This is a genomic window from Myxococcus hansupus, assembly GCF_000280925.3.
GTDB classification, from domain to species: Bacteria; Myxococcota; Myxococcia; order Myxococcales; family Myxococcaceae; genus Myxococcus; species Myxococcus hansupus.
Genome location: NZ_CP012109.1, coordinates 1,437,496 through 1,461,308, shown reverse-complemented (window position 1 = coordinate 1,461,308; position 23,813 = coordinate 1,437,496). Strand labels below are relative to the sequence as shown.

Annotated in this window: 24 protein-coding genes; 11 read left to right on the top strand and 13 right to left on the bottom strand. The window is 69.6% G+C overall.

What is annotated here, in order from left to right; translation table 11 throughout:
* The first annotated feature begins 21 nt into the window (after positions 1-21).
* The gene (locus A176_RS06050) at positions 22-369 is read left to right on the top strand and encodes a hypothetical protein (RefSeq protein WP_002634477.1); all 348 of its coding nucleotides are present in this window, start codon (positions 22-24) and stop codon (positions 367-369) included.
* Between the two features lie 70 nt (positions 370-439).
* On the opposite strand, the gene trxA is transcribed toward A176_RS06050, so the two are convergent.
* On the bottom strand, positions 440-826 hold the full coding sequence (trxA, locus tag A176_RS06045; protein WP_002634478.1) for a thioredoxin: 387 nt from the start codon (positions 824-826) through the stop codon (positions 440-442).
* Between the two features lie 59 nt (positions 827-885).
* Positions 886-1,866, bottom strand: a complete 981-nt coding sequence (locus tag A176_RS06040) for a hypothetical protein (protein ID WP_002634479.1) — start codon at positions 1,864-1,866, stop codon at positions 886-888.
* Between the two features lie 508 nt (positions 1,867-2,374).
* On the opposite strand from A176_RS06040, the gene A176_RS06035 reads away from it, so the two are divergent.
* Both A176_RS06035 and A176_RS06030 read left to right on the top strand, forming a co-directional pair.
* Positions 2,375-3,679, top strand: a complete 1,305-nt coding sequence (locus A176_RS06035; RefSeq protein WP_044889661.1) for a sigma 54-interacting transcriptional regulator — start codon at positions 2,375-2,377, stop codon at positions 3,677-3,679.
* Between the two features lie 16 nt (positions 3,680-3,695).
* Complete coding sequence (locus A176_RS06030; RefSeq protein ID WP_002634481.1) at positions 3,696-4,202, top strand: ureidoglycolate lyase; 507 nt, start codon at positions 3,696-3,698, stop codon at positions 4,200-4,202.
* A 17-nt stretch (positions 4,203-4,219) separates the two neighbouring features.
* Here A176_RS06030 and A176_RS06025 read toward each other — a convergent pair whose 3' ends face one another.
* The gene (locus A176_RS06025) at positions 4,220-4,906 is read right to left on the bottom strand and encodes a hypothetical protein (protein ID WP_021781092.1); all 687 of its coding nucleotides are present in this window, start codon (positions 4,904-4,906) and stop codon (positions 4,220-4,222) included.
* A 162-nt stretch (positions 4,907-5,068) separates the two neighbouring features.
* Complete coding sequence (locus A176_RS06020) at positions 5,069-5,758, bottom strand: fimbrial protein (protein WP_002634483.1); 690 nt, start codon at positions 5,756-5,758, stop codon at positions 5,069-5,071.
* A 135-nt stretch (positions 5,759-5,893) separates the two neighbouring features.
* Between A176_RS06020 and A176_RS06015 the strand changes: the two genes are divergently transcribed.
* The 5 genes from A176_RS06015 (at position 5,894) to A176_RS05995 (ending at position 9,681) form a co-directional block, all read left to right on the top strand.
* Complete coding sequence (locus A176_RS06015) at positions 5,894-6,907, top strand: DUF2157 domain-containing protein (RefSeq protein WP_002634484.1); 1,014 nt, start codon at positions 5,894-5,896, stop codon at positions 6,905-6,907.
* A gap of 1 nt (position 6,908) precedes the next feature.
* Complete coding sequence (locus tag A176_RS06010) at positions 6,909-8,006, top strand: DUF4401 domain-containing protein (RefSeq protein ID WP_002634485.1); 1,098 nt, start codon at positions 6,909-6,911, stop codon at positions 8,004-8,006.
* Positions 8,006-8,494, top strand: a complete 489-nt coding sequence (locus A176_RS06005; RefSeq protein WP_002634486.1) for a GDYXXLXY domain-containing protein — start codon at positions 8,006-8,008, stop codon at positions 8,492-8,494. Before A176_RS06010 ends, A176_RS06005 begins: the two co-directional genes overlap by 1 nt.
* A 132-nt stretch (positions 8,495-8,626) precedes the next feature.
* Positions 8,627-8,887 (top strand): hypothetical protein, encoded by a 261-nt coding sequence (locus A176_RS06000; RefSeq protein ID WP_226994213.1) that lies wholly within the window; start codon positions 8,627-8,629, stop codon positions 8,885-8,887.
* Complete coding sequence (locus A176_RS05995; RefSeq protein WP_002634488.1) at positions 8,884-9,681, top strand: biliverdin-producing heme oxygenase; 798 nt, start codon at positions 8,884-8,886, stop codon at positions 9,679-9,681. Before A176_RS06000 ends, A176_RS05995 begins: the two co-directional genes overlap by 4 nt.
* Before the next feature lie 23 nt (positions 9,682-9,704).
* Here the strand turns inward: A176_RS05995 and A176_RS05990 are convergent, their stop codons facing one another.
* From A176_RS05990 to A176_RS05955, 8 genes are all read right to left on the bottom strand, one after another.
* On the bottom strand, positions 9,705-11,429 hold the full coding sequence (locus A176_RS05990) for a sigma-54-dependent transcriptional regulator (protein ID WP_002634489.1): 1,725 nt from the start codon (positions 11,427-11,429) through the stop codon (positions 9,705-9,707).
* Between the two features lie 338 nt (positions 11,430-11,767).
* Positions 11,768-12,652 (bottom strand): class I SAM-dependent methyltransferase, encoded by an 885-nt coding sequence (locus tag A176_RS05985; protein ID WP_002634491.1) that lies wholly within the window; start codon positions 12,650-12,652, stop codon positions 11,768-11,770.
* Positions 12,653-12,683: 31 nt separating this feature from the next.
* Positions 12,684-13,463: a ZIP family metal transporter gene (locus tag A176_RS05980; RefSeq protein WP_002634492.1), complete on the bottom strand. Its 780-nt coding sequence runs from the start codon at positions 13,461-13,463 to the stop codon at positions 12,684-12,686.
* Between the two features lie 30 nt (positions 13,464-13,493).
* A complete protein-coding gene (locus A176_RS05975) occupies positions 13,494-14,750 on the bottom strand; it encodes a COG3014 family protein (protein ID WP_002634493.1) in 1,257 nt (418 codons plus the stop codon).
* 16 nt (positions 14,751-14,766) lie between these two features.
* Positions 14,767-15,372: a penicillin-binding protein activator LpoB gene (gene lpoB, locus A176_RS05970; protein WP_002634494.1), complete on the bottom strand. Its 606-nt coding sequence runs from the start codon at positions 15,370-15,372 to the stop codon at positions 14,767-14,769.
* A gap of 14 nt (positions 15,373-15,386) precedes the next feature.
* Complete coding sequence (locus A176_RS05965; RefSeq protein WP_002634495.1) at positions 15,387-16,214, bottom strand: hypothetical protein; 828 nt, start codon at positions 16,212-16,214, stop codon at positions 15,387-15,389.
* A gap of 15 nt (positions 16,215-16,229) precedes the next feature.
* Positions 16,230-16,796, bottom strand: coding sequence for a hypothetical protein (locus A176_RS05960; protein ID WP_002634496.1), 567 nt, complete (start codon positions 16,794-16,796; stop codon positions 16,230-16,232).
* 119 nt (positions 16,797-16,915) lie between these two features.
* Positions 16,916-18,568, bottom strand: a complete 1,653-nt coding sequence (locus tag A176_RS05955) for a mechanosensitive ion channel family protein (protein ID WP_002634497.1) — start codon at positions 18,566-18,568, stop codon at positions 16,916-16,918.
* A 181-nt stretch (positions 18,569-18,749) separates the two neighbouring features.
* Here A176_RS05955 and A176_RS05950 point away from each other — a divergent pair, with 181 nt between their 5' ends.
* From A176_RS05950 to A176_RS05940, 3 genes are all read left to right on the top strand, one after another.
* The gene (locus A176_RS05950) at positions 18,750-19,133 is read left to right on the top strand and encodes a response regulator (RefSeq protein WP_002634498.1); all 384 of its coding nucleotides are present in this window, start codon (positions 18,750-18,752) and stop codon (positions 19,131-19,133) included.
* A 5-nt stretch (positions 19,134-19,138) separates the two neighbouring features.
* Positions 19,139-20,668 carry a multiheme c-type cytochrome gene (locus A176_RS05945; protein ID WP_002634499.1) on the top strand — a complete coding sequence of 510 codons (1,530 nt, stop codon included), beginning with the start codon at positions 19,139-19,141 and terminating at the stop codon, positions 20,666-20,668.
* A 336-nt stretch (positions 20,669-21,004) separates the two neighbouring features.
* The gene (locus tag A176_RS05940) at positions 21,005-23,404 is read left to right on the top strand and encodes a LysM peptidoglycan-binding domain-containing protein (protein ID WP_002634500.1); all 2,400 of its coding nucleotides are present in this window, start codon (positions 21,005-21,007) and stop codon (positions 23,402-23,404) included.
* Here the strand turns inward: A176_RS05940 and A176_RS05935 are convergent.
* Positions 23,391-23,780, bottom strand: a complete 390-nt coding sequence (locus A176_RS05935) for a hypothetical protein (RefSeq protein ID WP_021781093.1) — start codon at positions 23,778-23,780, stop codon at positions 23,391-23,393. The two genes, A176_RS05940 and A176_RS05935, sit on opposite strands and share 14 nt — an antisense overlap.
* Positions 23,781-23,813 lie beyond the last annotated feature (33 nt).

Genomic DNA, 23,813 nt, shown 5'->3' with positions numbered 1-23,813 from the left:
ACCGCCGCCAGGGAGGCTGCCATGAATCACAAGACTCACGAGGCCCATGACCACGTCCATGCCAAGGGCTGTGGCCACCCCGCCATCCAGCACAAGGACCACGTGGACTACCTGCACGACGGGCACCTGCACCACTCGCACGCGGACCACACGGACGAGTGCACCCTCGCCGAGGACGCGCGCAACCCCGCGCAATGCACGCCGAAGCACGCCTGTGGTGCCCATGAGGGCACGCACCGCCACGGCCCCTCGTGTGGCCATGCGGCCGCGCCCCACGGAGACCACATGGACTATCTCGTGGACGGTCACCTGCATCACCCGCACGACGGCCACTGCGACGACCACGGCAAGGTGCAGGTCGTGAGCTGAAACGCGGCGATGGCGGAGGCCCTCCCCCCGGAGGCCCCGCCATCGTCACGTCGATCCGCGGCGAGCCGCCTCAGGCCTGCGGCGAGGCCCCCTCCCCCGCCTGCCGGTCCACCAGTTGTTTGCGCACCTCATTCATGTCGAGCGCGCGCACCTGGCGGATGAGGTCATCGAGCGCGTTGGCCGGCAGCGCGCCTGCCTGCTCGAACAACATGATGCCGTCACGGAAGACCATCAGCGTGGGGATGGAGCGGATGGCGAACGCGCCCGCCAGCTCCACCTCCTTGTCGGTGTCGAGCTTCCCGAAGACGATGTCCGGGTTCTTCGAGCTCGCCTGTTCAAAGACAGGCGCGAAGGTGCGGCACGGCGCGCACCACTCGGCCCACCAGTCGAGCAGGACGATTCCCTCCTTCGAGACGATTTCCTTGAAGTTGGCTTTCGTGATGTCGGTGGTTGCCATGTCCCTGACACTGGGCCCTCCCCCCCGGAGGCGCCAGTGTCAGGGGACGGCAGGCAAGCTCAGCCCCAGATGCTCGCCCGGCCCATGAACTGCGCCAGGTCCAGCCGGTTCGACTGCGTCTCACGCTGGGGCGCCTTCGCCGTGAAGGCCTCCAGGTCCTGGAGGCTGATGTGGACCTCCTTGCCGGACTTGGACTTGCTGGCGCCCTGGTCCACCGACTTCAGCGCGGTGGGGTGGTTGAGCAGGAACTGCGCCGCCTCGCGGAGCTCCTTCGGCGCGCCGCTCTTCGGGTCGGCCACGCGCTTGAGCTCCGACAGGCCGATGTTGTTGTCACCCGCGCCCTTGCCGCTGCCGTTCATGCCGACGCCCTCGGCGAAGTTGAAGTGGTCCTTCAGCGTCTGGGCCGCCTTGTAGACATCCATGGGGCCCTGACGACCGGCGCCGAAGGGCGACTGCGGCCCCTGCCCGAACGAAGGCCCGCAGAGGTCCAGCCGCGGCGGCAGGTTGGGGCGGTGCGGGTTGGGCAGGCCCTGCATGCCACCGAAGCCCCCGAAGCCCCCGCCGAAGCCGGAGCCCCCGCCGAAGCCAGGGCCGCAGGGCGACGGGCGCTGCGGGAAGGTGGGCCGCTGAGGCGCGTTGCAGTCCGAGGCGTTCTTGGCGTGCGCCTGGAGGTCCGCCTTGCTCAGGTGCACCTCGTTGTTGCCGCCGTGGGCCTTGCTGGCGCCCTGGTCCAGCGAGCGCAGCGCGATGGGGTGGTCCAGCATCCACTTCGCGGCGGCGCGGACCTCGGGAGGGAAGCCGCTGTTCGGCTCCGCGACGCGCCGGAGCTCCGACGTCCCGATGTTGTTGTCACCGGCGCCCGCGCCGCTGGCGTTCATGCCCACGCCCTCGATGGCGTCGAAGTGCTTGAGCACCGTCTGCGCCGCCTTGGACGGGTCCATCGACTGGTAGGCGGCCTGGTAGCGGTCCGTGGGGCCGCAGCCGCGGGCGTTGGAGGAGAAGCTGTTGCACACGGCGGACTTGGCGATGGACAGGCTCATGGTCGTGACTCCTGGTTTCAATGACAGCGATGGTTTGGATTGGGAGCGAGTGGCTGTTTCAGCCGAAAGCCCCGAGCGCTGACTACATTTACATTCTCTGTCGGACCCGCGCGGTGTTTCCTGCGGTGTTTTTATTTATTTTCCGCGCGCCTTAGAGGGAAACGAGCACAAAACAAACACAAACAAGCCCACCCGCGAAGCGTCTGGCCATTCAAGGCAAGACATCGCGGGCGGGCTGCGCGGACCTGGTGTTTCAGATTCGGATCCAGGGCATTGCAGTGGACATGCCAGGGCGTTCCGGGGCGTCGCTGGCGGGGCGGAGGGGCCGCTCCCGAGGGAACGCACCGCAACGCGACGCCTGGGAGGGCGATAACCGCGGTTGTCAGGTGGCAACAACAGTTGTCACCCCCCTCCCCCTCACGTGCGAGGTGGTAGCCTGCGGACCGTGGCGGACCCAGGTGACAATGACGTGGTGCCAGACGAGCTGGTCCGGACGGCCCCCGTCCCCATGATGCGGCGGGGCCCTTTACGGCTGAAGCTGCTGGTGCTTTCCGGCGAGCAGGCGGGTCAGAGCCACGCGCTGCGCCCCGGCGTCGTCCGGCTCGGGACGTCGTCGACGTGCGACGTCATCTTGACGGACCGCGTCGTGTCCCGGCAGCACCTCCAACTGGAGGTGAGCGAGGAGCGGGTGGTGGCCACCGACCTGGGCTCGCGCAATGGCTCCTTCTTCGAAGGGGTGCGCTTCACCGAACTGGAGGTGCGCCCTGGCGCCGTGCTGACGCTGGGCACCGTCGTCCTCAAGGTGGTTCCGGAGGATTCGAGGGAGCGCGTCATGCCGCTGTCCTCGAGGAAGCGCTTCGGCGCCCTCGTGGGCGGCAGCGTGAAGATGCGCGAGCTGTTCACCCTCCTGGAGCGCGTGGCGGCGGGCGGCGGTGACGTGCTCGTCCAGGGCGAGACGGGAACGGGCAAGGAGCTGTGCGCGGAGGCCCTCCACAAGGAGGGCGCCCGGGCCGAGGGCCCCTTCATCATCGTGGACATCGCGGGGATTCCGCCGTCCCTGATGGAGTCGGAGCTGTTCGGGCACGTGCGGGGCGCCTTCACCGGAGCCCAGGGCGAGCGGGCGGGCGCCTTCGAGCGCGCGCAGGGCGGCACCGTCTTCCTGGACGAGGTGGGCGAGCTGCCGCTGGAGCTCCAGCCCCGGCTCCTCCGCGTGCTGGAGCGCCGTCAGGTGAAGCGCGTGGGCGCCAACGACTACCGCACGGTGGACATGCGCGTCGTGGCGGCCACGCACGTGGACCTGGAGCAGGCCGTCCAGCAGGGCCGGTTCCGCAAGGACCTCTATCACCGGCTCGCGGTGCTCAAGGTGGTGCCGCCACCGCTGAGGGAGCGGGCCGACGACTTGCCGCTGCTCATCGACGCCATGCTGGAGCGAATGGGCCGGCCTCCCAGCGCCCTGACCGAGCAGACCCGCGCGCTGATGGCCCAGTACCCATGGCCCGGCAATGTGCGTGAGCTGCGCAACGTGGTGGAGCAGGCCGTCCACCTGGGCGAGGACACCCTGCCCCCCATGGAGTCGCCCTCGGGCGCGGTGCGGGTGCCCACGGCGACGCCGGAGACGGAGCTGCCCTTCAAGGAAGCGAAGGAGCGGCTCATCGAGGTCTTCGAGCGGGACTACCTCCAGGGCCTCATCACCCGCTGCGACCGGAACATCTCCCGCGCCGCGCGGGAGGCCGGCATTGCCCGCGTCTACCTGCGCAAGCTGCTCACGAAGCACGGGATGATGCTCGTGGACGACGATGACTCACGCGACTGAGCGAGGAGAACACGCCATGCGACCGCCCGTCCGGGCCCAGCCACTCACGCGGGAGGCCTTCGCACCCTTCGGGGACGTCATCGGGCTGGAGCTCGCCGGTGGCAACAGCGCCAACCAGGGCACGGCCACGCGCTTCGACCGGGTGGCGAACCTGACCGGCAGCCGGCCCGAGGCGAAGCCTAACCTCGCCGTGTTCCGCTCGGTGGCGAAGACGCTGCCCTTCGAGGTGCGCCTGCTGGAGCGCCACCCCTGCTCCACGCAGATGTTCGTGGCGCTCGCGTGTCAGCGCTTCCTGGTCGTCGTGTGTCCGGAGGATGCGCGAGGCGAGCCGGACCTGGACCGACTGCAAGCCTTCGTCTGTGGCCCGGGCCAGGGCGTGAACTACCGCCCCGGCCAGTGGCACCATCCCATCATCGCGCTGGAGGGACCCGCGGACCTGCTGATGCTGGCCTGGGAGGACGGGTCCGCCCTCGACTGCGAGGAGCGTCCCCTGCCCACGCCCGTGCTCATCACCCGCGACTGAGCCGCGCTCAGCGCCCGTCAGTCATCCAGGTCGCTCGCGAAGTGGAGGAGCTCGCCGGGCGGCACGGGCTTCTCATCCGGCCCGACGACTTCCCCCGTGGAGATGAGCCACACGTCCAGGTCGTCATCACCGTCGAGATTGGCGAGACACGCGGCCGTGATGTCGCACTCGGGGCACTCCCCTGTCACGCCCACCTGCGTGATGGCGAGAACCGGCACATCACCGAGCGCGATGGACTTCAACTTCGGGTTCGTCGCGACGTCCACGCCCACCGCGACCGCGTCCTCCACCGCCGGGGCCCCCGCGGTGTCACGCAAATCCACCGGGTCGACGCCCACCAGGAAGAGCTGTTGATTGCCGCGCGGGATTTCAAACCCCACCTTCGAGAAGGCGGGCTCGTAGGTGTCGTGCTCCAGGTAATGAACCTTCTGCGCGGTGTACCACTGCTTCAGCGACACCTTGCAGATGCTTTGCATCGCGCGGCCCTGGTAGCGCTGGAAGCCGCTGAGCGACCCCACGACAAAGATGAGGAAACACGGGACGAACAACAAGGCGAGCGCGCCCGCCACGATGAGGAAGACCTTCTTCCGGCTGCCCCGCGGCACGGAGGTCTTGTTGCCGCAAGCGCACTGGACGGTCGCCCCCGCCTTGAGGCCCGTCACCTCGAGCTTCGCGCCGCACGCAGGACATGGAATGGCTGCCATTGAAGAATCCCCCTGAAGATGTCCGCACCCCAATGCGCGGAAAGCGCGGCACCCTATCACCCCCGTCTCGCCAGCGAATCCTCAACAGCAGCCACGACCTCAATCACAGCGAGGTGTCCGGCGCGCCCCTCCGGTGAGCGCGGCACCCGGGAGTGGCGGACGTCACTCATTGACGTCGTTCACGACATTCACCGGGACACCGGGCGGAACACGGCTTCCATCCGCGTCGGTGAGCTCGCGCGTGGAGATGAGCCAGACATCCAGCGTGTCATCGACGTCGATGTTCCCCGCGCAGGCCATGGTGAGCTGGCATTCGGGGCAGGCCCCCGAAACGCCCAGTTGCCGGGTGACCCACGGGGGCAGGTCCTCCAAGGTGACGGGGCGGATGCGGTCATCCATGGACCGGTCCACGCCAATCCCCACTGCGTCCGCACTGACTTCCGCCCCCCGCGTGTCGCGGGGCGATATGGGACCCGCGGCCATGAAATACGCATAGCGATTGCCAGGCTCCGGCAGGAAGCCTGTTTTGACGATGCCAGGCGCGTAGGCATCATGTTCCGCGGCGTGACTGCGCTGCGCGGTGAAGAGGGCCCTCAGGTTCGTCTTGCACTCCCGCTGCTTGGAGCGCACCGTCAGCTTGTTGTAGTTGGGGATGGCGATGGCGGCGAGGACGCCGGCGCAGGGACAGAGCAGCAACAACCCCAATGCCGCGGCCAGGCCACGAAGCCCCAGCCCCCACACCCGCGAAGGCACGCGGGCCACGTTCCCACAGGCACAGGTGAGGAGGACGCCCGGGGAACGCCCCGTCACCTCGAGCAGCTCACCGCACTTCGGGCACTCCAGTTTCGCCATGTGCTGGCTTCCCCCTGGATACGCGTGTCCGCCACGCAGCCGTGCAATGTATCACGGCCCCCTGGCGGGCCCGCGGCCGGGTGCCGCGCTCACGAGGATGGACGCGCCACCCATCCAGGCCGCTAGACTGCGTCCGTGCCGAAACAACCGTTCGACCTGGACGCGACGCCGGACCGCCTGCGAGCACTCGCGGACGCGGGGGTGCTGTCCCCCACCGCGATGGAGCGCGCGCTGCACCTGTCCGTGGCGACGCCGCCGCGCGCGGACTGGCGTCGCTTCCTGTCCACCACGCTGCTGGGCCTGGGCGCGCTGCTGGTGCTCGCGGGCGTCATCTACTTCTTCGCCTACAACTGGGCGGAGATGCATCGCTTCGCGAAGATGGGCCTCATCGCGGTGGCAATCGCTGGCGCCGCGCTGAGCGCCTGGAAGCTGGGCGAGACGCTCGGCGGGCAGATGTCGCTGTTCACCGCGTCGGTGCTCGTGGGCGGGCTGCTGGCCGTCTACGGGCAGGCCTACCAGACGGGCGCGGACCCCTATGAGCTGTTCGTGGGGTGGACGGTCCTCATTCTTCCCTGGGTCGCGGTGTCGCGCTTCCCGCCCCTGGGGCTGCTGGCGCTGGTGCTGACCAACACCGGCATCCTCCTCTTCTGGGAGCAGGTGCTGGGCACGAAGGAGGGCCGGGAGTACTGGCTGGCGGTGGCGCTGGGCGGACTCAACGGCTTCACCTGGGCCACCTATGAGCACTTCGCCAACCTGCGGGTGTCCTGGCTCCAGGCGCGCTGGGTGCCGCGCGTGCTTGCGGTGATGACGGTGACACCCCTGCTCATCGCGTCGGTGCCGCTCGTCACGTCACCCACGCGCGCGACCACCGGCGCCGGGGTGGCGCTGCTGCTGGTGCTGGCGACGCTCGCGGCCGAGTACGCGCTGCACCGGCACCTGCAGGGCGAGCTGTTCATGCTCACCCTCGGCGCGCTGACCGTGATGACGCTGCTGACGTCCAGCGCCACCAGCTTCGTCTTCGACTTCGGCCGTGACGCGGAGGTCTTCGGCCTCTTCGTCATGCCGCTCTTCGTCATCGGGCAGGTGGCGCTCGCCGTGATGTGGCTGCGGCACGAAGCCCGCGTCACCGGCGCCTCGGAGGAGTCCTGACATGGCCTTGCGTCCCTCCGTGCAGCAGGTGTTGAACACGCTCCAGGAAGAAGGCCACCTCGGCCCCGACGCCGTGGAGCCCGCCCGTACCGCCCTGGAAGCCCACCAGCGCAAGTCCACGGCCGTCCCCTGGTTCGTGAGAGCGTTCTCGGGCCTTGGCGCCTGGATGGCCGCCGTGTTCGTGGTGAGCTTCTTCGCCTGCACGGGCATCCTGGAGAACAAGGCGGTGATGGGCGTGCTGGGCCTCTTCTTGTGCGGCGGCGCCACGTTTCTGCGCCGCGAGGTCCACGGCGTCTTCGTGGAACAACTGGCCCTGGCCCTGTGCCTCGCGGGCGCCTGGATGATGGTCGCCAGCATCGGCATCGACGCCGAGAGCGAGGTCACCACGGCCTTCGCCGGACTGACCATCAGCGCCGTCCTGCTCGCCATCTACCCGGACGCCGTCCTCCGCTTCTTGAGCACCGGGGGCATCATCGCCTCCGCCAGTGTTCTCGCCTATAAGGCCGCGGGGGGCTACGGCGTGGACTTGCTGCTGCTGGGCAGCGCGGTGCTGATGCACGTCCTCATCGTGGAGCAGGTCCGCCTGCGCCAGCTCAGCCGCGGTGACTGGGTGGGCCCGGTGGCGTTCTCGCTCGCGTTCATCGTCCCGGCGGCGCTGCTCGTCCGAGGCACGCGGGGGCTGTCCGACGCGGGCTTTGAAATCTCCTCGGGGATGCCGAACAGCGTGCTCACCCTGGGGCTGACGGCGCTGACGCTGTACACCGTGTGGCGGGTGCTCCAGGAGCTGCGCATCACCCCCACGGGCGTGGCCGGCGCGGCGGTGTTCGCGGCCCTGGCGCTCCTGGCGGTGCTCACGCCACACACGCCGGCGGTCATCGCCGCCGTGGGCATGCTGGTGCTCGGCTTCCACCGGCGCAGCAGCGTGCTGTTGGGGCTGGCGGTGACGTTCCTGCTCGCCGCGGGCAGTTACTACTACTACGACCTGGGCCTCACGCTGCTGGCCAAGTCCCTGGCGTTGATGGGCGGCGGGCTGGTGTTCCTGGGCCTGCGCTCGTTCCTGCTGCGGCGCTTCCCCGCCCCGGCGACGGAGGTGCGGTGATGCTGCGCACGGCGGTCATCCTCGGCGGGCTGGCCTTCGCCCTGCTCGTCCCCACGGGGCTCGTCCTCCAGAAGGAGCGCGTGCTTCGCTCGGGCAAGGTGGTGCTGCTGGAGCTGGCGCCGGTGGACCCGCGCTCGCTGATGCAGGGCGACTACATGGTGCTGGACTACGCCATCAGCCGGGACCGGAGAGACGACACCGCCACCCTCCCCTCCGACGGACGCCTGGTGCTGAAGCTGGACGCGAACGGCGTGGGCACCTTCACCCGCTACGACGCCCCCGAGACGCCGCTGGCCGCCGATGAGCTGAAGCTCCGCTACCGCGTGCGCGCGGAGCGCTTCCGGCTCGGCGCGGAGTCCTTCTTCTTCCAGGAGGGCCACGCCGACCGCTACGAGGGCGCCCGCTACGGCGAGCTCCGCGTGGCGGACGACGGCAACAGCGTGCTCGTGGGCCTGCGGGACGCCCAGCGCCAGCCCCTGGGGCGCTGACCGGCCCCCGAGGGAACACACGGGTCTACTTCCTCACACTCACCGTAAATCGTGAAAAGGCGGGGGCTTGCTCTCCGCCCGCCTTTGGTGCATCATCATTTTGATTTCGATATTCAAAATCAAAATCAAGGGATGACGACGATGGTCGGTCAGGGATGCGGCAAGACGGTGCTGGCGCGAGGTCCGTGCGCCGAGGTGACTCGGTGCTCCTGCGGGCACATCCACCTGGCCATGGGGCCGGTGACGATTCGCGTGGAGGAGGAGGTCCTCCGGGCCATCGGCATGACGGTGGCGGAGGCGCTCCAGCAGTTGGGGACGCCGCTGGAGTCGCTCTCGAACGAGGACACCGAGCCGCTGACGATGAGCGCGCTGGCCGGCGGGTGGAAGCAGTGAGCGCCACCGGCACGTTGAGGCTGCCCCGCACGGACGTGTCCGCGCGCGTGAAGCGGTTGGTGGAGCCGGAGCGCCCGGCGTCGGTGCCGCTGGCCACGGGGCCCCAGCCGCTGTCCGTGCTGCTGGCGGAGGGGACGGCGAAGCTGGCGGAGCAGGCGGAGCGCTCGCTGTTCATCCAGTCCCTCTTCTTCGACGCCTGGGAAGGCGGCCTGTATGGCCAGTACGTCCGGGCCCAGCACTACGTGAGCCACCTGCGCCAGTTGCACACGCTCTACACCGCCTTCGAGACGGCCCTGCCCCGCGTCATGGGCACCACGCTCACGACGGCGCTGCTGCTCCCCGAGCTGCGCCTGGCCTCCACGCTCGAGTCGGACCTGACGTACTTCTGCGGCGACGCCCGCACGGAGACCTTCGCGTGCGTGGAGACGCGGCTGCACGCCGAGCGCATCCGGGAGGTCTCCGAGGACGCGCCCCACCTGCTGGTGGCGCACGCCTACGCGCGCTGCGTCCTGGACGTGTTCGCCGGGCACCGCCGCGCCCAGCGAATCACCGACGCGTTCGAGCTGGCGGAGGGACAGGGCACGTCCTTCTACGGCGCCGTGCCCGAGTCCGAGCTGGCGGCCTTCCGCGTGCGCTTCCACTCGCGCCTCGACGGGCTGGAGCTGGACGAGGACGAGGCGCGCGAGGTGGTGCAGGAGGCGCGCATGGCCTTCCGGCTGCACTCGCTCGTGTGTGACGAGCTGGCCCGGGGCGCCACCGGCATCGTGGACCGCCCCCACACCGACGCCCGGTAGTCCCCCGGGCGCCGTGCTCCACTTCAGGCGGCTTCGACCTCCGACAGCAAGTCGGAGAAGGGCGAGCCGTCCTCACCCAGCGCCTTGTAGAGCGAGTCCACCTTCTCCAGCTCGCGCTTGAGCGCCTTGTGGTGGTTGCGGTTCTTCACCAGGCTCTCCCGCCCCAGCAGCTTGAAGCCCTCGTCCCGGCCCACCTGCCGGATGGCGAGCCCCAGCACCATGCCGCGGAAGGCATCCGCCAGGTCCAAATCCAACGGCGCGTTGCGCCGGCGCGCCTCCGCGACGAAGGCCTGGGCCGCCGCGCGCAGCGCCTCGGGCAGCGGACGGGCGCCCGGGGCCAGCTCGTAGTCCAGCGCCCGCGCGACGTGCTTCTCGTGCAGCACCAGCTCGCCCGGGGCGTCCGCGTGCTCCACCATGGCCAGCGTGTAGGCGCGGCGGACGATGTTGTCGAGCTGCCGCAGGTTGCCCGGCCAGGCGCTCCCCACCAGCAGCAGCTCCGCCTCCTTCATCAGCCGGGCGTGGCCCTCTGGCGCGCGCTCGCGGTGCCGGCGGTTGACCATGTACTGCGCCCACAGGGGGATTTCGTCCTGGCGCTCCTGCAGCGGCGGCATGCGCACCGGCAGCACGTTGACGCGGTAGTAGAGGTCCTCGCGGAAACGGCCCGCGCGCACCTCCGCGTGCAGGTCCGCGTTGGTGCCGATGATGAAGCGCACGTCCGCCTGCCGCTCACCGGTGCCCTCGCCCAACGGTCGGTAGCTGCGCGACTCCAAGAGGTGCAGCAACCCCGCCTGCGCCTTGAGCGACAGCTTGTCGATTTCGTCGATGAAGAGCGTGCCGCCCTCCGCGCGGGCCACGCTGCCGGGCGCGTCGCGCACCGCGCCGGTGAAGGCGCCCTTCTTCCAGCCGAAGAGCTCCGCCATCTGGAGGTCCTCGGGCACCGTCACCAGGTCCAGCGTTTCGAAAGGCTTGCCGCGGCGGTTGGAGCGCTCGTGGCACCAGCGCGCCAGCCGCGACTTGCCCGCGCCGGTGGCGCCGCTGATGAGGATGGTCTCATCCTGCAACGCGAAGACGCGGAGGATGGGCAGCAGCTCCGCCATGGAGCGCCCCACCACCGGAAGGAACTCGTCCACCTCCGGCCGGGCCACGGGCCGCTGCGGCAGCCGCGCCAGGTACGGCGCCGCCACGTCCGCCAGGAGCTGAAGCCTGTCGCCGGCGTCCATCCAGACGAACTCCTGCCCCATCGCCGCCAGACAGTCCGCCTCCAGGGAAATCATCCCCTCGATGGCGCCCCCGGGCGTGCGCAGCGGGAGCACGCACACGTGCGTCGCGTGACGGCCGAGGAACCGCTGCCGGCTCTCATGGCTGTTGAAGCCCGCCAGGCTCGGGTCCCCCGTCACCGGCGCGTTGGGCGCGTGCGGCTGCACCGTCCCGACATTCACGTCGATGGACACCGCGCACCGGTGCTCCACCACCGCGCGCCACGCCGTGGCCGAGGTGAAGAAGGGCGTCCCTACACTGGCATCCGTAATCTCCGCCGCGCCCACATCCAGCGCAGCCAGGCTGCGGTAGGCCTCACCAGGGCGAAGGTGGACGATGCCGCGGAGCACCCGGCCCCGGGCTGCGTACCGGCTGGACGCAACGGCCTCCTGGGCAACCGCCTGCAAACGCCGAAGGGTGGCGGCCGCCGCGGTCTCGAAGTCCTTGGCTCCTCGCAAATCCGTGAGGAGCTGCGCCATCTCGTCTTGCATCCACTCGCCTCCGTCCTAGGCCCTCTGACGGGCTCCGACAGGAACCACATCAGGGGGACGGAGTGTAGCGGAGATGAAGAACGCGGAAGGAGCGGCCCCTCCTTCCGCGTTCCCGAAACTCCGATACTGCGGGGCAGCCCCGTTTCACGGGTCGCCTCGTCGCAGCGCCATGCGTGTGGCGTGCCAGACACTCTGCCGGCGTGATTTCACGAGGATGGCGCGAGCGCGGATTCGGAAGGGCCTTCATCCGCGTCCCAATAGGACGCGCCCGCGTCCCAACAGGACGCAGGCCCCTCAAAACCCACCGATAGTGCGCCGAAAACCCCTGATTAACGGCCTCAGCGTGAAGTCTTGAGCCGTTTTTGAGGGGTAGAGGCCTTTTTCGGCGCTTTCCGCGAGGACGCAGGGGCCGGCGGCGGGGCGTCCTCGGGCTGGGACACGGCGTCCGGCTGGAGGATGAAGACGCGGTCCAACCGGAGGCTGCCGCGCTCCACGGGTGCGTCCATGTCGTAGTCGAAGGTGAAGCAGGACAGCACCCGGAGCCCGGCGTCGCGGAACAACTTCGCGGCCTGGGCGCTGCTGTAGGTCCGGAAGTGCCACTGCGTCTCGATGAGCCAGTCCTTGTCCGGCCCGGTGACGCGCAGGCGGTTGCGCATGGCCGAGCGCCGCGCCCGGCGCTCCGGCAGGCCCTCGTTCGTGTTGCACACGACGCGGTCCTCGCCCACCTGCCCCACCCAGCGCTCGTGCTCGGGACGCGCGCGCTCGTAGTCGGTGAGGTGGAAGCCGAGCACGTAGATGCCGCCCGGCTTGAGCAGTCGGCGCGTGCCCTCCAGGTGCTGGCGCGCGGCGGCCTCGCTGTCCAGGTAGCGGAAGGTCGACACCAGGCAGTGCGCCAGGTCCACCTGCCCCTCCAGCGCCGGGTCCGCGAAGGACTCCATGCGCGAAGGGCCGAGCTTCACGCGGCGGCGCTCCGCGGGCGTGAGCCGCTTGCGCGCATGGGCGAGCATCGCCTCGGAGATGTCGTAGCCCACCACGCGCAGGCCCCGGCGGGCCGCCTCCTCCACCAGCCGGCCCGCGCCGCAAGCGGGCTCCAGCCACACCTTGCCGCCGGTGCCAAAGCGCTCGCTGAGCGCCAGGAGGAAGTCCACCTCGCGCACGGTGTCCGTGCCGAAGATGGCCTCGTAGTACTGCGGGTGCTCGTACCAGTCAGTGCGTTTTTCCATGAGAAGGCGCCCGCTCGCGGGCCGGAGGCACTCAGTGCGGGTGGTGCCCGGGGTGCCCCATGAGCCGCGCGAGCAGGAACATCAGCAGCAGGCCCACGAAGAGCGCCAGCACGTTGCGGCCCGGCTGGTCCTTGCCATGCCGGTGCACGTGCGGCAGCAGGTCCGACACCGCGATGTAGAGGAAGTTTCCCGCGGAGAAGGCCAGCGCCTTCGCCCCCAGGCTCTCCAGGTGCAGCATCGCGTCGAAGATGAAGTAGAGCAGCGCGCCCGCCGGCACCATCATCCCGTACAGCGTGGAGAGCGACAGGATGGAGAAGCGCGAGCGCCCCTCCGACTTGAGGATGGTGGCCAGCGACAACGCGGAGGGCACCTTGTGCGCGACGATGGCCAGCATCGCCATGCTCCCCACGCCCTCCTCCACCGCCGAGCCGAGCGCGATGCCGTCGAAGAGCGTGTGCGTGGACAGGCCCAGGAAGGCGGTGAGCCCCAGCACGTGGCCCGGATGCCCGGTGTGCCCGGAGGACGCCGCCACGCCGTGGTCCTCGCCCGCGTGCGCGACGAGGTAGCGCTCCAGCACCAGCAGGAAGACGAAGCCCGCCGGCACCAGCGCGAAGGCCCACCAGCCGCCTCCGGCGTACGCCTCCGGCAGCATGTGGAAGAAGGCAGCCCCCAGCATCACGCCCGCGGCGAATGCCAGGAAGCGCACCAGATGCGTGGGTCTATCGTTCAGGACGACCACGACCGCGCCAGCGAGCGCGCCGAGGACGATGATGAGGGAATACAGGGCCACCGTGGCCAGGACCGGCGACATGGGGCGCGCACCCTACATCAAAAAACCAAATCAGTAGCGTCGCAGCACCAGAACGCCGATTCGGCCCGGCTTCACCTCGATGGGGTGCTCCGTCGTGTGCCCCCAGGCCGCCACACGCACGGTGTGGCTCCCCGGGGGGACACGAAAGCGCGCCACCTGGAACTCGGCGGGCAGGGAGAGCCAGGAGCGCAGGTCTGGGGCGTTCACCGCGTTGAGGATGAGGAAGGTCAGCACCCCCAGCTCCTCGCTCTTCGTCAGCGCCCCCACGCCCGCCGCCACGCCGGCCTTCACCGCCGCGTTCGCGAGCTGCTTCGCCAGCAGGCGGCCAATCCGATCATTCAGGTGGACAACGGCCACGTCCGACAACGACGTCACCGTCGCCGCCGTCTTGGACTGCCCCTCCAGGGCCACATTCACGGGCGGAGCGAGCCCCCGCGTCCGGTAGACGGGCACCTCCACCAGGTCGCCGCCGCCCCCTCTGTCCCGGGAGCCGCGCTGCTTCTCGGGGGCAAGCCCCGCCTCCACCACGACGACGACCTGCCCCTCCCCGGGCGCCAGCGGTTCGTGCGCCACGTCCGGGTACCTGGCCAGCAGCTCCGCGTACACGTCGTCGCGGCCCGCCTTCTTCGCCAGGCGCAGCAGCGGCTCGGCCAGCGCCTCCTTGCGGGGCGCGATTTCGTAGGCCTTCGCGTAGTCGATGTAGGCCGAGTCCCAGTCCCGCTGGTCCTCCCGGATGACGCCGCCCAGGTAGCGGGCAATCGCGAGCTGCTCGTAGGGCTTCTTCTCCTCGGCGATCATCTTCTCCATGCGCTCGTTGACCTGGCGGACCTCCACCATGGCCGCTTCGTCGTCACCCAGCTCGACGTAGTTGAGCGCCTGGAGCACCGAAATCATCAGCTTCTCGAAGTCCTCCCCACGGTAGGTGCGCTGGCGCTCGTTGGTGACGAGCGTCTTCGCCTCCTCGCTGATGGAGACGCTGTCGAGCTGCTCGCTGAGCCGCTCCGCCTCCTCCAGCACGGCGTTGCTCTCCGCCCACTTCCCGGCGGCGTGCAGCACCATGCCCTTGTCCATCATCACCAGGAGCTGGTCCTGCGCCGGCCCCTCCTTCGTCGCGGACTCCAGGTTCGCCAGCGCGCGCGTGTAGTCGCCCTGCTGGTACGCGGAGCGCACGCCGCGCGTCCGCGCGACATAGTCACCGGCGCAGCCCGTCGACAGGAGGAGGACGCTCGCGAGCGCGAGCGCGCCCCACCCGCTCAGGCGGATGGGGCTCCGGGAAGAAGAGGCCATGGAAGGGGAACGCCCGTTACCAGCTCACGCCGCGCTTCTCGAACTTCTTGCGAATCTGCTTCTCGTCGGTCCACTCGATGAGGCCGGTCCGCACGTTGTTCAGCTTCGCGGTCATCTTGTAATAGACGAGCTTGTCGCGGCCGACCTCCTGGATGATGGAGGCGAGGTCGCCCGTCATCAGGAAGTCCACGGAGATCTGCTGCCCCGGCCCCTTGGCGGCGTTGGGGTCCACGTAGCCGGACTGCTGGAACTCGTACTCCTCCGCGATGTCCTGGCGCGCCTGCTGGTCCACCAGGCCGAAGCGGCCCGTCTGCGCCAGCGCCGTCTGGATCTTGTCGCCCAGCGAGCGCATGTCGATGTGCTCGGAGGTGCTGTTCTTCAGCTTGCCCACCAGAACGATGGGCAGCGCGCCGTCCGGCTGGGGCTGGGAGAAGCGCGGCGAGTTGGCGAGCGAGTCCGCCATCTTCTTCGCGATGAGCTGCAGGTCGTTCTCGTTGAAACGATCCGACAGCATCTCGATGGTGTTCGGGTCCTCGTAGGTGCCCCGGGTATAGGCGCGCGGCCCACAGGCGGTGAGCGAGGCGACGAGGCAGGCGGACAGCAGCAGGTTGCGGGTGTTCATGGTGCGGGTCACTCCTAGTTCCATTCGCATTCGAAGCGGCTGCCCTCGAAGTTCCACCTGTAGGCGAGCACCGCGTCACGCCGGTACCCAGCCATCAGGCGGCAGACGTTCTGCAACGACGCGCGCGGATAGTCGAAGGTGTAGCTCTGCGACCGCGACAGCTCCTGCTGCGTGAGCTGGGACGGGTGCGTGAGCGTGGGGCTCGCGCTGGCGGCCACCAGGACGTTGTGCTTGCCGTAGGTGCGCAGCGGCACCTGCCCCGCGAGTTGGACGCGGCGCACGGTGCGCGCCACCAGGATGTCGCTGCGGTCCACCGTCGACTCGTGGCTGTTGCGGCGGCGCAAGAGCTCCGGGATGTTGGCGGTGAAGACGCGGGTGATGTCCCCGTCGTCCACGAAGAAGTAGAGGAAGGCCTCGCGCGCGCTGCGGCTCTCCCCGGTGAAGTCCAGCGTCACCAGCAGGTTGAGGAACCGGTTGGGCGCCAGGCCATGCCGCGACACCGCCGCGATGACGTCCTTGTCCACGCCGGCCTTCTTGAGCCGGATGAGGCCATCCGCGCTGGCGTCACAGGCGCAGCGCCGCTCCTCGATCATCTTCACCAACTGGGCGGGCTCGAAGCCGGCCTGGGACAGCTTGGTCAGCTCCTCGTCGGAGAGGGGGAGCTGGTCGGAGCGCTCATAGAGGCGCGGGAGCTGGTTCGGGTCCCACTGGATGATGTTGTAGGTCTGCACGTCTCCCGTGGGAAACGGCAGGTTCACCTGCGGGTTTCCCCGGTTGGAAACGGAGACGGGCGCCTGGCTGACGGCCAGCGCCAGCGTGGCGGCGAGCACCTGGGCAATCATGTCGAGGCCTCCTCTCTAGAACTTGTAGCCCACGGACATGCCCAGCCGGTGCGTGACGCCGCCGCCGCCAATGGGGATGTCCGGGGTGTAGTTGAGGGCCATCAGGATGTTCTCGCGGTCTCCCAGGAGGACTTCGGCGCCGAGCTGCGGCGAGATGCCGAAGCGCAGCCCCTCTCCCTCCGGGATGACGATGGCGCCGGCCTTCAGGCCCGCGGTGAACACCAGCGGCCAGCCCCAGGTCCGGAAGCGCGGGCCCACCATGCCGACGAAGCGGCCTCCGTCGAACACGTAGGCGCCGCTCACATCCATCTGGAACCAGTCCGCGCCCCACAGCGAGAGCGTGGCGCCCACGAACAGCGGCGGTCCCTCGGGTGCGCCCCGGGGCGGCTTGCGGGAGTTGATGGCCGCGCCCCAGTCGAGTTGGAGCGACACGCTCCGTCCTCCGGGACCGCTGTAGCCACCCTTGCCGTACTCGGATTCCTCGGGGCCGTCCGTGCGGCCTCGGGATTGGGCACCGGCGGTCAGCGGCACGGTGGCAGCCACCAGCACCAGGGCCCCACACAACCTGACATGACGCATCATCTCGAAGACTCCCCCTGGCGACAGGTGCGAAATACCCGCGCTCCGACGGCGCGGCGCACCGAATATTCAAGACCGCCTGCCCCCAGGCAAGGACTCACTCACCTGGGGGTGACGGGTTTTTACGCCCGGGGCGGCGTGGGCGGGGTGGCGGGCGCCTGCGGCTCCAGGGCCGGCGACGGCTCCGGCAGCGGGAAGGGCCGCGCCTCCGTGCGGGTGACGGGCAGCCACAAGGGCTTCGTGCGCAGGTAGGCAATCAGCTTCTCGCGCACCAGCGCCCGCAAATCGAAGAGCCTGCTGAAGTCCGACACGCTGACCAGCGCGCGCACCGTGAGGGTCCGGTCCAGCACGTCCATGACGACCACCGTCGCCACGCGGCCGTCCCACATGTCCTTGCCCTCGTTCTCCAGGATGCGGCGCAGCTCCACGCGGAGCGCGTCGATGTCCGTCTGGAAATCCACCTGGAGGATGACGGGCCCCAGCATCTCCGGGTTGCCCTTGCTCCAGTTCTGGAACGGCTTGTCCAGGAACTGGGTGATGGGGATGACCAGGCGGCGCTGGTCCCACGTCCGGAGCACCACGTAGGTGAGCGTGATTTTCTCCACCGTGCCCCACTCGCCCTCGGTGATGAGCGTGTCACCAATGCTGATGGGCTGGGTGATGGAGAGCTGGATGCCGGCCAGCAGCGTGCCAATGGACTTCTGCGCCGCGAGGCCGAGCACCAGGCCGGCGATACCAGCGGAGGCCAGCAGCGACACACCGACGTTTCGCACCACCTCGAACTGGATGAGCAGCAGCGCGGCGGCGATGACATAGGTGGCCACCTCGAAGATGGCCCGGAGCACCACCAACTGCGTGCTCACGCTGCGCGCCCGCGTCGCGTCCTTCATCTCCGACGACACGCGGCTCTGCACGAAGGCGGCGGAGACGTGGAGGATGCGCAGCACGGCCCAGGCCAGCGCCACGACGCTCAACGAGTAGCCCACCCGCATGAAGAAGCCCTGCGCGGGACGCGGCAGTCGCAGCAGCAGCGTGCCCACCACCAACAGCGCGGAGAAGGCGAGCAGCTTCAGGGGCCCCTTCCCCGAGGACACCACGTCGTCCTCCCACGTGAACTTGGTCCACCGCGCCACCCGGCGGGCGAGGGCCAGCACCAGGCGCTCCAGCAACACCGACAGGACCAGGCTGCCCAGCACCGTCACCAGCAGCCCCAGCCACTGCCAGGGCTCCAGCCCCAGCACCGTGTCACTGAAGAAGAAGGCCGGCAGGAAGCCCACCAGCCGGGGGCCGTACTCCGCGAAGAGCGGGTCCACCTGCCGCATGGTGGACTCATTGAAGACCCAGACGAGCCCCCCTTCGGCGGGGACGCGCTGGACACGGATGGGGACGGAGTTCCCCTGCAACGGAATGGTGCCAATCTGGTCGTAGCGCGCGTCGGCCGGGTCGCCCTCGGGCTCCTTGCTCAGCGCGCTCACGTCCACGGGCAGCTTGCGGTCCAGCACGAACTTGAGCGCGCGGGCAAGCTGGAAGCCCCGCTCCTTCTGCTGGGCGCGGGGGATGAAATCCAGGTCCAGGTAATGGGCCGCCGTTTCGTAGTCCCCCCGGTGCGCGGCGGCCAGGAAGCCCTGGACGGAGGCCTGCGGCGTCTGCCGGTCCACGGTGGGCGGGGGCGTCCCGAGGCCCGCGTTGAGCGCGGCGGCAGGAAGGCTCCCTAGCAGTCCCAGCGCCAGGGCCAGGATGCGTGCTCTCTGAGTCCAACTGTCACGGTGCATCATGACTGACTTCCATATCCCCTTTTGGATGTCTCACTGGAAAGAAGTCAGCCCCGGCACCCCGGCGGGCGACCGTGCGGCGGTGGACATCCGAAATCAGGGAAACTCCGGCGCCAGGCGCTCACGGGAAAGCGTTGGTGCGGCGCGTGGGGGTAGGATAGAAACAGGGACAAGGAAGGTCGCCGTGTCCGAGAAGCGAAGAATCCTCCTGATTGACGACAGCGAGATTACGCTCGCGATGGAGAAGGCCGTGCTCGAGGCGCGCGGCTACGAGGTCATCGCCACCTCGACGCTCATGGAGTTCGAGAAGACGCTGCAGACGTGGCGCCCCGACCTCATCCTCACCGACATCCACATGCCCGAGGCCAAGGGCACGGACATCTGCCGCACGCTCAAGAACGAGTACGGCACCCAGGACATCCCCATCGTCCTCTTCTCCAGCCTCCCGGACGACGAGCTGTCCAAGCTGGCCGAGCAGGTCGGCGCCGACGGCTCCCTGTCCAAGGTGAACGGGCTGGAGGCCATGGGCGAGAAGATCGACGAACTGGTGCAGAGCATCCTCTGGTGAGCCCCATGCGCGCCCTCCTCGCCGCGGCCCTGGTGGCCGCGTCGCTCGCCGGGTGTGCACGCAAGGACCCGCCGCCCCGGCCCGCTGAAGCCGAGGCCGCCTCCCAGTCGAAGCCCGCCGCCGCGCCCGAGGGCGCCATCCTCTTCGTTTCCGCCGACACGCGGGGCTACCTGGGCCCGTGCGGCTGTAGCGAGAACATGCGCGGCGGCATCGCCCGCGCCGCGGCGCAGGTGCAGGACGCGCGCAAGGGCCCCCTGCCCGTCCTCTATGTGGATGGCGGCAACAGCCTCTTTGGCGAGCTCCAGCTCAAGCCGGGACAGGTGCCACAGGAGGAGCGCAAGGCGAAGGCGCTCGCGGACGCCATGCGGCGCATGGGCCTGTCGGTTCGCGCCACCGGCCCGCTGGATGACACGCAGGGCGCGGACTTTCGCAAGGGACTCGGCCTTCCGGAGCTTCCCCCCGGCGAGGTGAAGCTGCTGCCCGCGGGTGCGCGGAAGGTGGGCATCGTGGCGGCGTCCACGGCCGCGCAGCTCGTCGAGGCCAGCGCCCAGGCTCGCGCCCAGGGCGCGGACTTCGTGGTGGGCCTGCTGGATGTCACGTTGGATGCGGCCCAGAAGGCGGTGGAGCAGCCCGGGTTGAAGGCGGACGTCGTCGTCGCCACCCGCACCGCCACCGAATTCAGCGGCGAGCAGAACCGGCTGGTGCGCGCGCAGGTGCCCGTGGTGGCGCTGCAGAGCAAGGGACGCTCGCTCCTGCGCGTGGACCTGGCGTACGGCACGCAGCCGGGGGCCTTCTCCCTCCAGAAGGGACAGGAGGACCTGGAGCGCGAGGCCGAGGGACTGGAGAAGCGGGCGGAGCTGCTGGACAAGGACATCAACCGCCCCGGCACCGACCCGCAGCTCAAGGCGCTCAAGCAGGCCAAGCGCGACGAGCTGGTGGCGCGGCGACAGGCCTTGTTGAACACGCCGCCCGTGGCCACGGGCGCGGGCAACGCCTTCACGCTGCGCTTCGTCCCGCTGGAGTCCAGCCTCCCCTCCGACGCGGAGGCCCTGGCGCTGGTGACCGCCTACGACGCGGACGTGGGGAAGATGAACCTCGCCTGGGCGAAGGCGCACGGACAGGACTGTCCCCCGCCGCCGCCGGGCAGCGCGGGCTTCGTGGGCAATGAGCCGTGCCGCACCTGCCACGAGGAGGCCTTCCCCGTCTGGGAGAAGTCCAAGCACCACCACGCCTGGGAGACCCTTGAGCAGGCGGGCAAGCAGTTCCACCTCAACTGCGTCGGGTGCCACGTCACGGGCTGGGAGCAGCCTGGCGGCGTGTGCCGGCTCGACAAGGTGGCGGGCCGCGAGGACGTGGGCTGCGAGAGCTGCCACGGCCCGGGGTCGAAGCACGCGGACGCACCCTCGGCCCGCAACATCATCGCGTCGCCGGGCGAGAGCGTTTGCGTCACGTGTCACAACCCGGAGAACTCGCCTCACTTCGATTTCGCGACCTACCTGCCGCGAATCGTGGGGCCGGGGCACGGGAAGCCGTAGCCCTCCAGGAATCCAGGGCCTCGCTCGGGCGTTTGCCCCCACCAGGGGTCCGGAACGGCGCGCACACAGCGACTCCTTGTTTGACTGTCAAGGAAAAGAGCGAATACTCACGGCTTTCGCCCGCCTCCGGGCGCCCGTCCCCGCGACTGTATGCCGCCTCTACCCCTGCTCCTGCTTGCCCTGACCTCGGCTCCCGCATCGGGACTCGCCCCGCCGCCCGTGGGGCACACTCCCGTCGAGGCCCGGGTCCTGGCGTCGAACGGGATGAGGGTCCCCCTGGGGGAGCTGCCCGCGGGAGCTGTCGCTCCCGCCGTGGGCGGAGCGGCCCCGGGAAGAATGGCGCCCAGCGCCGCGAAGCAGGCAATCATCGCCGCGGCGTCTCCGGCTGATGTGAAGCAGGCGGCCCCGGCCGCGACAGCTCCGGCGGCGGACGCGAAGCAGGCAACCACGGCTGCGACGACTCCGGCGGCGGACGCGAAGCAGCCCGCCGCGACCGCGAAGCAGACGGCCACGGCGGCTACGACTCCGGCGGCGGACACGAAGCAGCCCTCCGCGAACGCCAAGCAAAAGGCCACGGCTGCGACGACTCCGGCAGCGGACGCGAAGCAGACGGCCCCGGCTGCAACGACTCCGGCGGCGGACGCGAAGCAGCCTGTCTCAGACCTGGAAGCCACGAACGCGAAGCAGGCAACCACCGCCACTCCGGCGCTGGCCGCGGAGACGAAGCAGCCCGCGCCGAACCAGGAAGCGGCCACCGCGAAGCAGACGGCGCCCGCCTCGGAGACGGTGGAGTCGAAGTCCGCCACCGCAAGCGACACTTCCCCGCCCGCCACCGCCGTGGCGGCCGAGAACACGAAGAACGCCCCGGCCTCGGCCGAGCCCGCCGCCACGGCGTCCCCTGCGGAAGGGGACGATGACACGGTGGAGCCACTGGAGCCGGGCACGGGCCTGCTGGCGGCGGACGACGCCGAGGACGACGAGGCCACCCGTGACGCCGTTGAATCCGAATCGGCGGAACTGGAGGAGCTGCGCGCGCTGGAAGGCGCCACGCTGGACCCCGCTTCGCGCTCCACCGCCGAGGTGATGCAGTCGCTGCGGCGGCTCGGTCTGGCCAACCCGCTGCGGATGCGGATGCTGGACGCCCTCGACGAGTACACCTTCCGCGAGGACGAGGAGCTGCCGGAGATTCCGCTCATCACGGACCTCGCCTCCTTCGACGTCAGCCAGATTCAGGACCGGTACGACATCCCGGTGGAGATGCAGCCGCTCGTGGCCCAGTACGTCCAGTTCTTCCAGGGCCCGGGAAGGCGCTGGTTCCGCAAGTGGATGTCGCGCGCGGCCCGGTACGTGCCAGTGATGCACCCCATCCTGGAGCAGTACGGCCTGCCGAAGGACACCGTCTACCTGGCGATGATCGAGAGCGGCTTCTCCGCGCACGCCTATTCGTGGGCGCACGCGGCCGGCCCCTGGCAGTTCATCTCCAGCACCGGCAAGCAGTACGGACTGAAGCAGGACTTCTGGGTGGACGAGCGCAGGGACCCCATCAAGGCCACCCACGCCGCCGCGTCCTACCTGAAGGACCTCAAGCGAGAGCTGGGGCACTGGTACCTGGCGTGGGCCGGCTACAACACCGGCTCCGGACGCGTGCGGCGCATGGTGGAGCGGCACGGCACCACCAACTTCTGGCTCCTGTCGGAGGAGCGCGGGCTCGCGAAGGAGACCAAGCACTACGTTCCCAAGTTGATTGCCGCGGCGCTGGTGGCCAAGCAGCCGACGGCGTTCGGCTTTCATGAGCGGGAGTTCGACCCCGAGCCCGTGCTCGACTTCGACGAGGTGCAGCTCACCGACGCGGCGGACCTGGACGTCGTGGCTCGCGCGGCCGGGGTGCCGGTCAAGGTGGTGCAGGACCTCAACCCGGAGCTGAAGCGCTGGTGCACGCCGCCCGCGACGGCCAAGAAGCCCTACACGCTCCGGCTCCCCAAGGGGACGGGGACGCAGTTCGCGGAGAACTACAAGCGCATCAGCCCGGCGGAGCGGCTCACCTTCCGCATCCACCAGGTGAAGCGCGGCGACACCCTGTCTCAAATCGCCGAGAAGTACGGCACGGCCTCCGAGGCCATCCTCCAGATGAACCAGCTCAAGTCCGCGCGCACGCTGCGCGTGGGCGGCGAGCTGGTGATTCCGATTCCCGCCGGGAAGAGCTCGGGTGGCGCGCTGGCCTCGAAGGTGGCGCAGGCCCGTCGCAGCGGCGTGGTGGTGCGGCCCCAAGACGAGGTTCCCGCGGGCGCGCCCAAGGGCCCCGTGGCCGCGGGCCCCGTGAAAAAGGAGACCCTCAACGGGCGCCAGCGCATCACCTACGGCGTGATGTCCGGCGACAGCCTCTGGGTGATTGCGACGAAGTTCAACGTGTCGGTGGACTCGCTGAAGCAGTGGAACAACCTCAAGCGCCGCAACCCGACGCTTCAGGTGGGCTCCACGCTGTACGTCTGGCCCGACGGCGACAAGACCACCCCCAGCGTGCAGGAGCGCGGCGGGACGGTGCTGGCGAAGCACACGGTGACCACCACCAAGCCCGCGGGCAAGCCCGGCAAGGTCCATTCGCTGGCGGAAGGCGAGACGCTCTGGTCCGTGGCGCAGCGCTACGGCGTCAGCGTCGACGACATCATGCGGTGGAACAAGATCAAGGACCACCGCACCCTCCCCACGGGCAAGGTGCTGCTGCTCAGCGCGCCGTAACCTCAGGCGCGTACACGGTGAAGGCGAGCTCCGCGCCCACGCTGGCGAGCTGCCGGACGACGACGTCCGGCACCTTGAAGACGCATGAAGCGGGCTCCGGCCCCGCCTGAATCCCGATATCGAAGCGCCGCTGCGTGCAGCCGTCCCACGCCGCGCGCGCCCCTTCGGGAAGGGCATGGATGAGCCCCACGAAATCCATCAGGGCAGGCTCCACGCACGTCGGCCAGGAGGACAGCTCCAGGCAGGCGAAGTGCGGCTCCTCGTGAAGCGCGAACGCGCCCGGTGCCAGCGCGCGGACCAGGCCCGAGAGCTGGTGTGGGCTCCGGATTTCGAGGTCCAGGTTCAGGAACGTCGTGGTGGCAGGGACAGGTCTCAAAGGCAGGCCTCGTGTGGATTCGCCGGGCGAGCG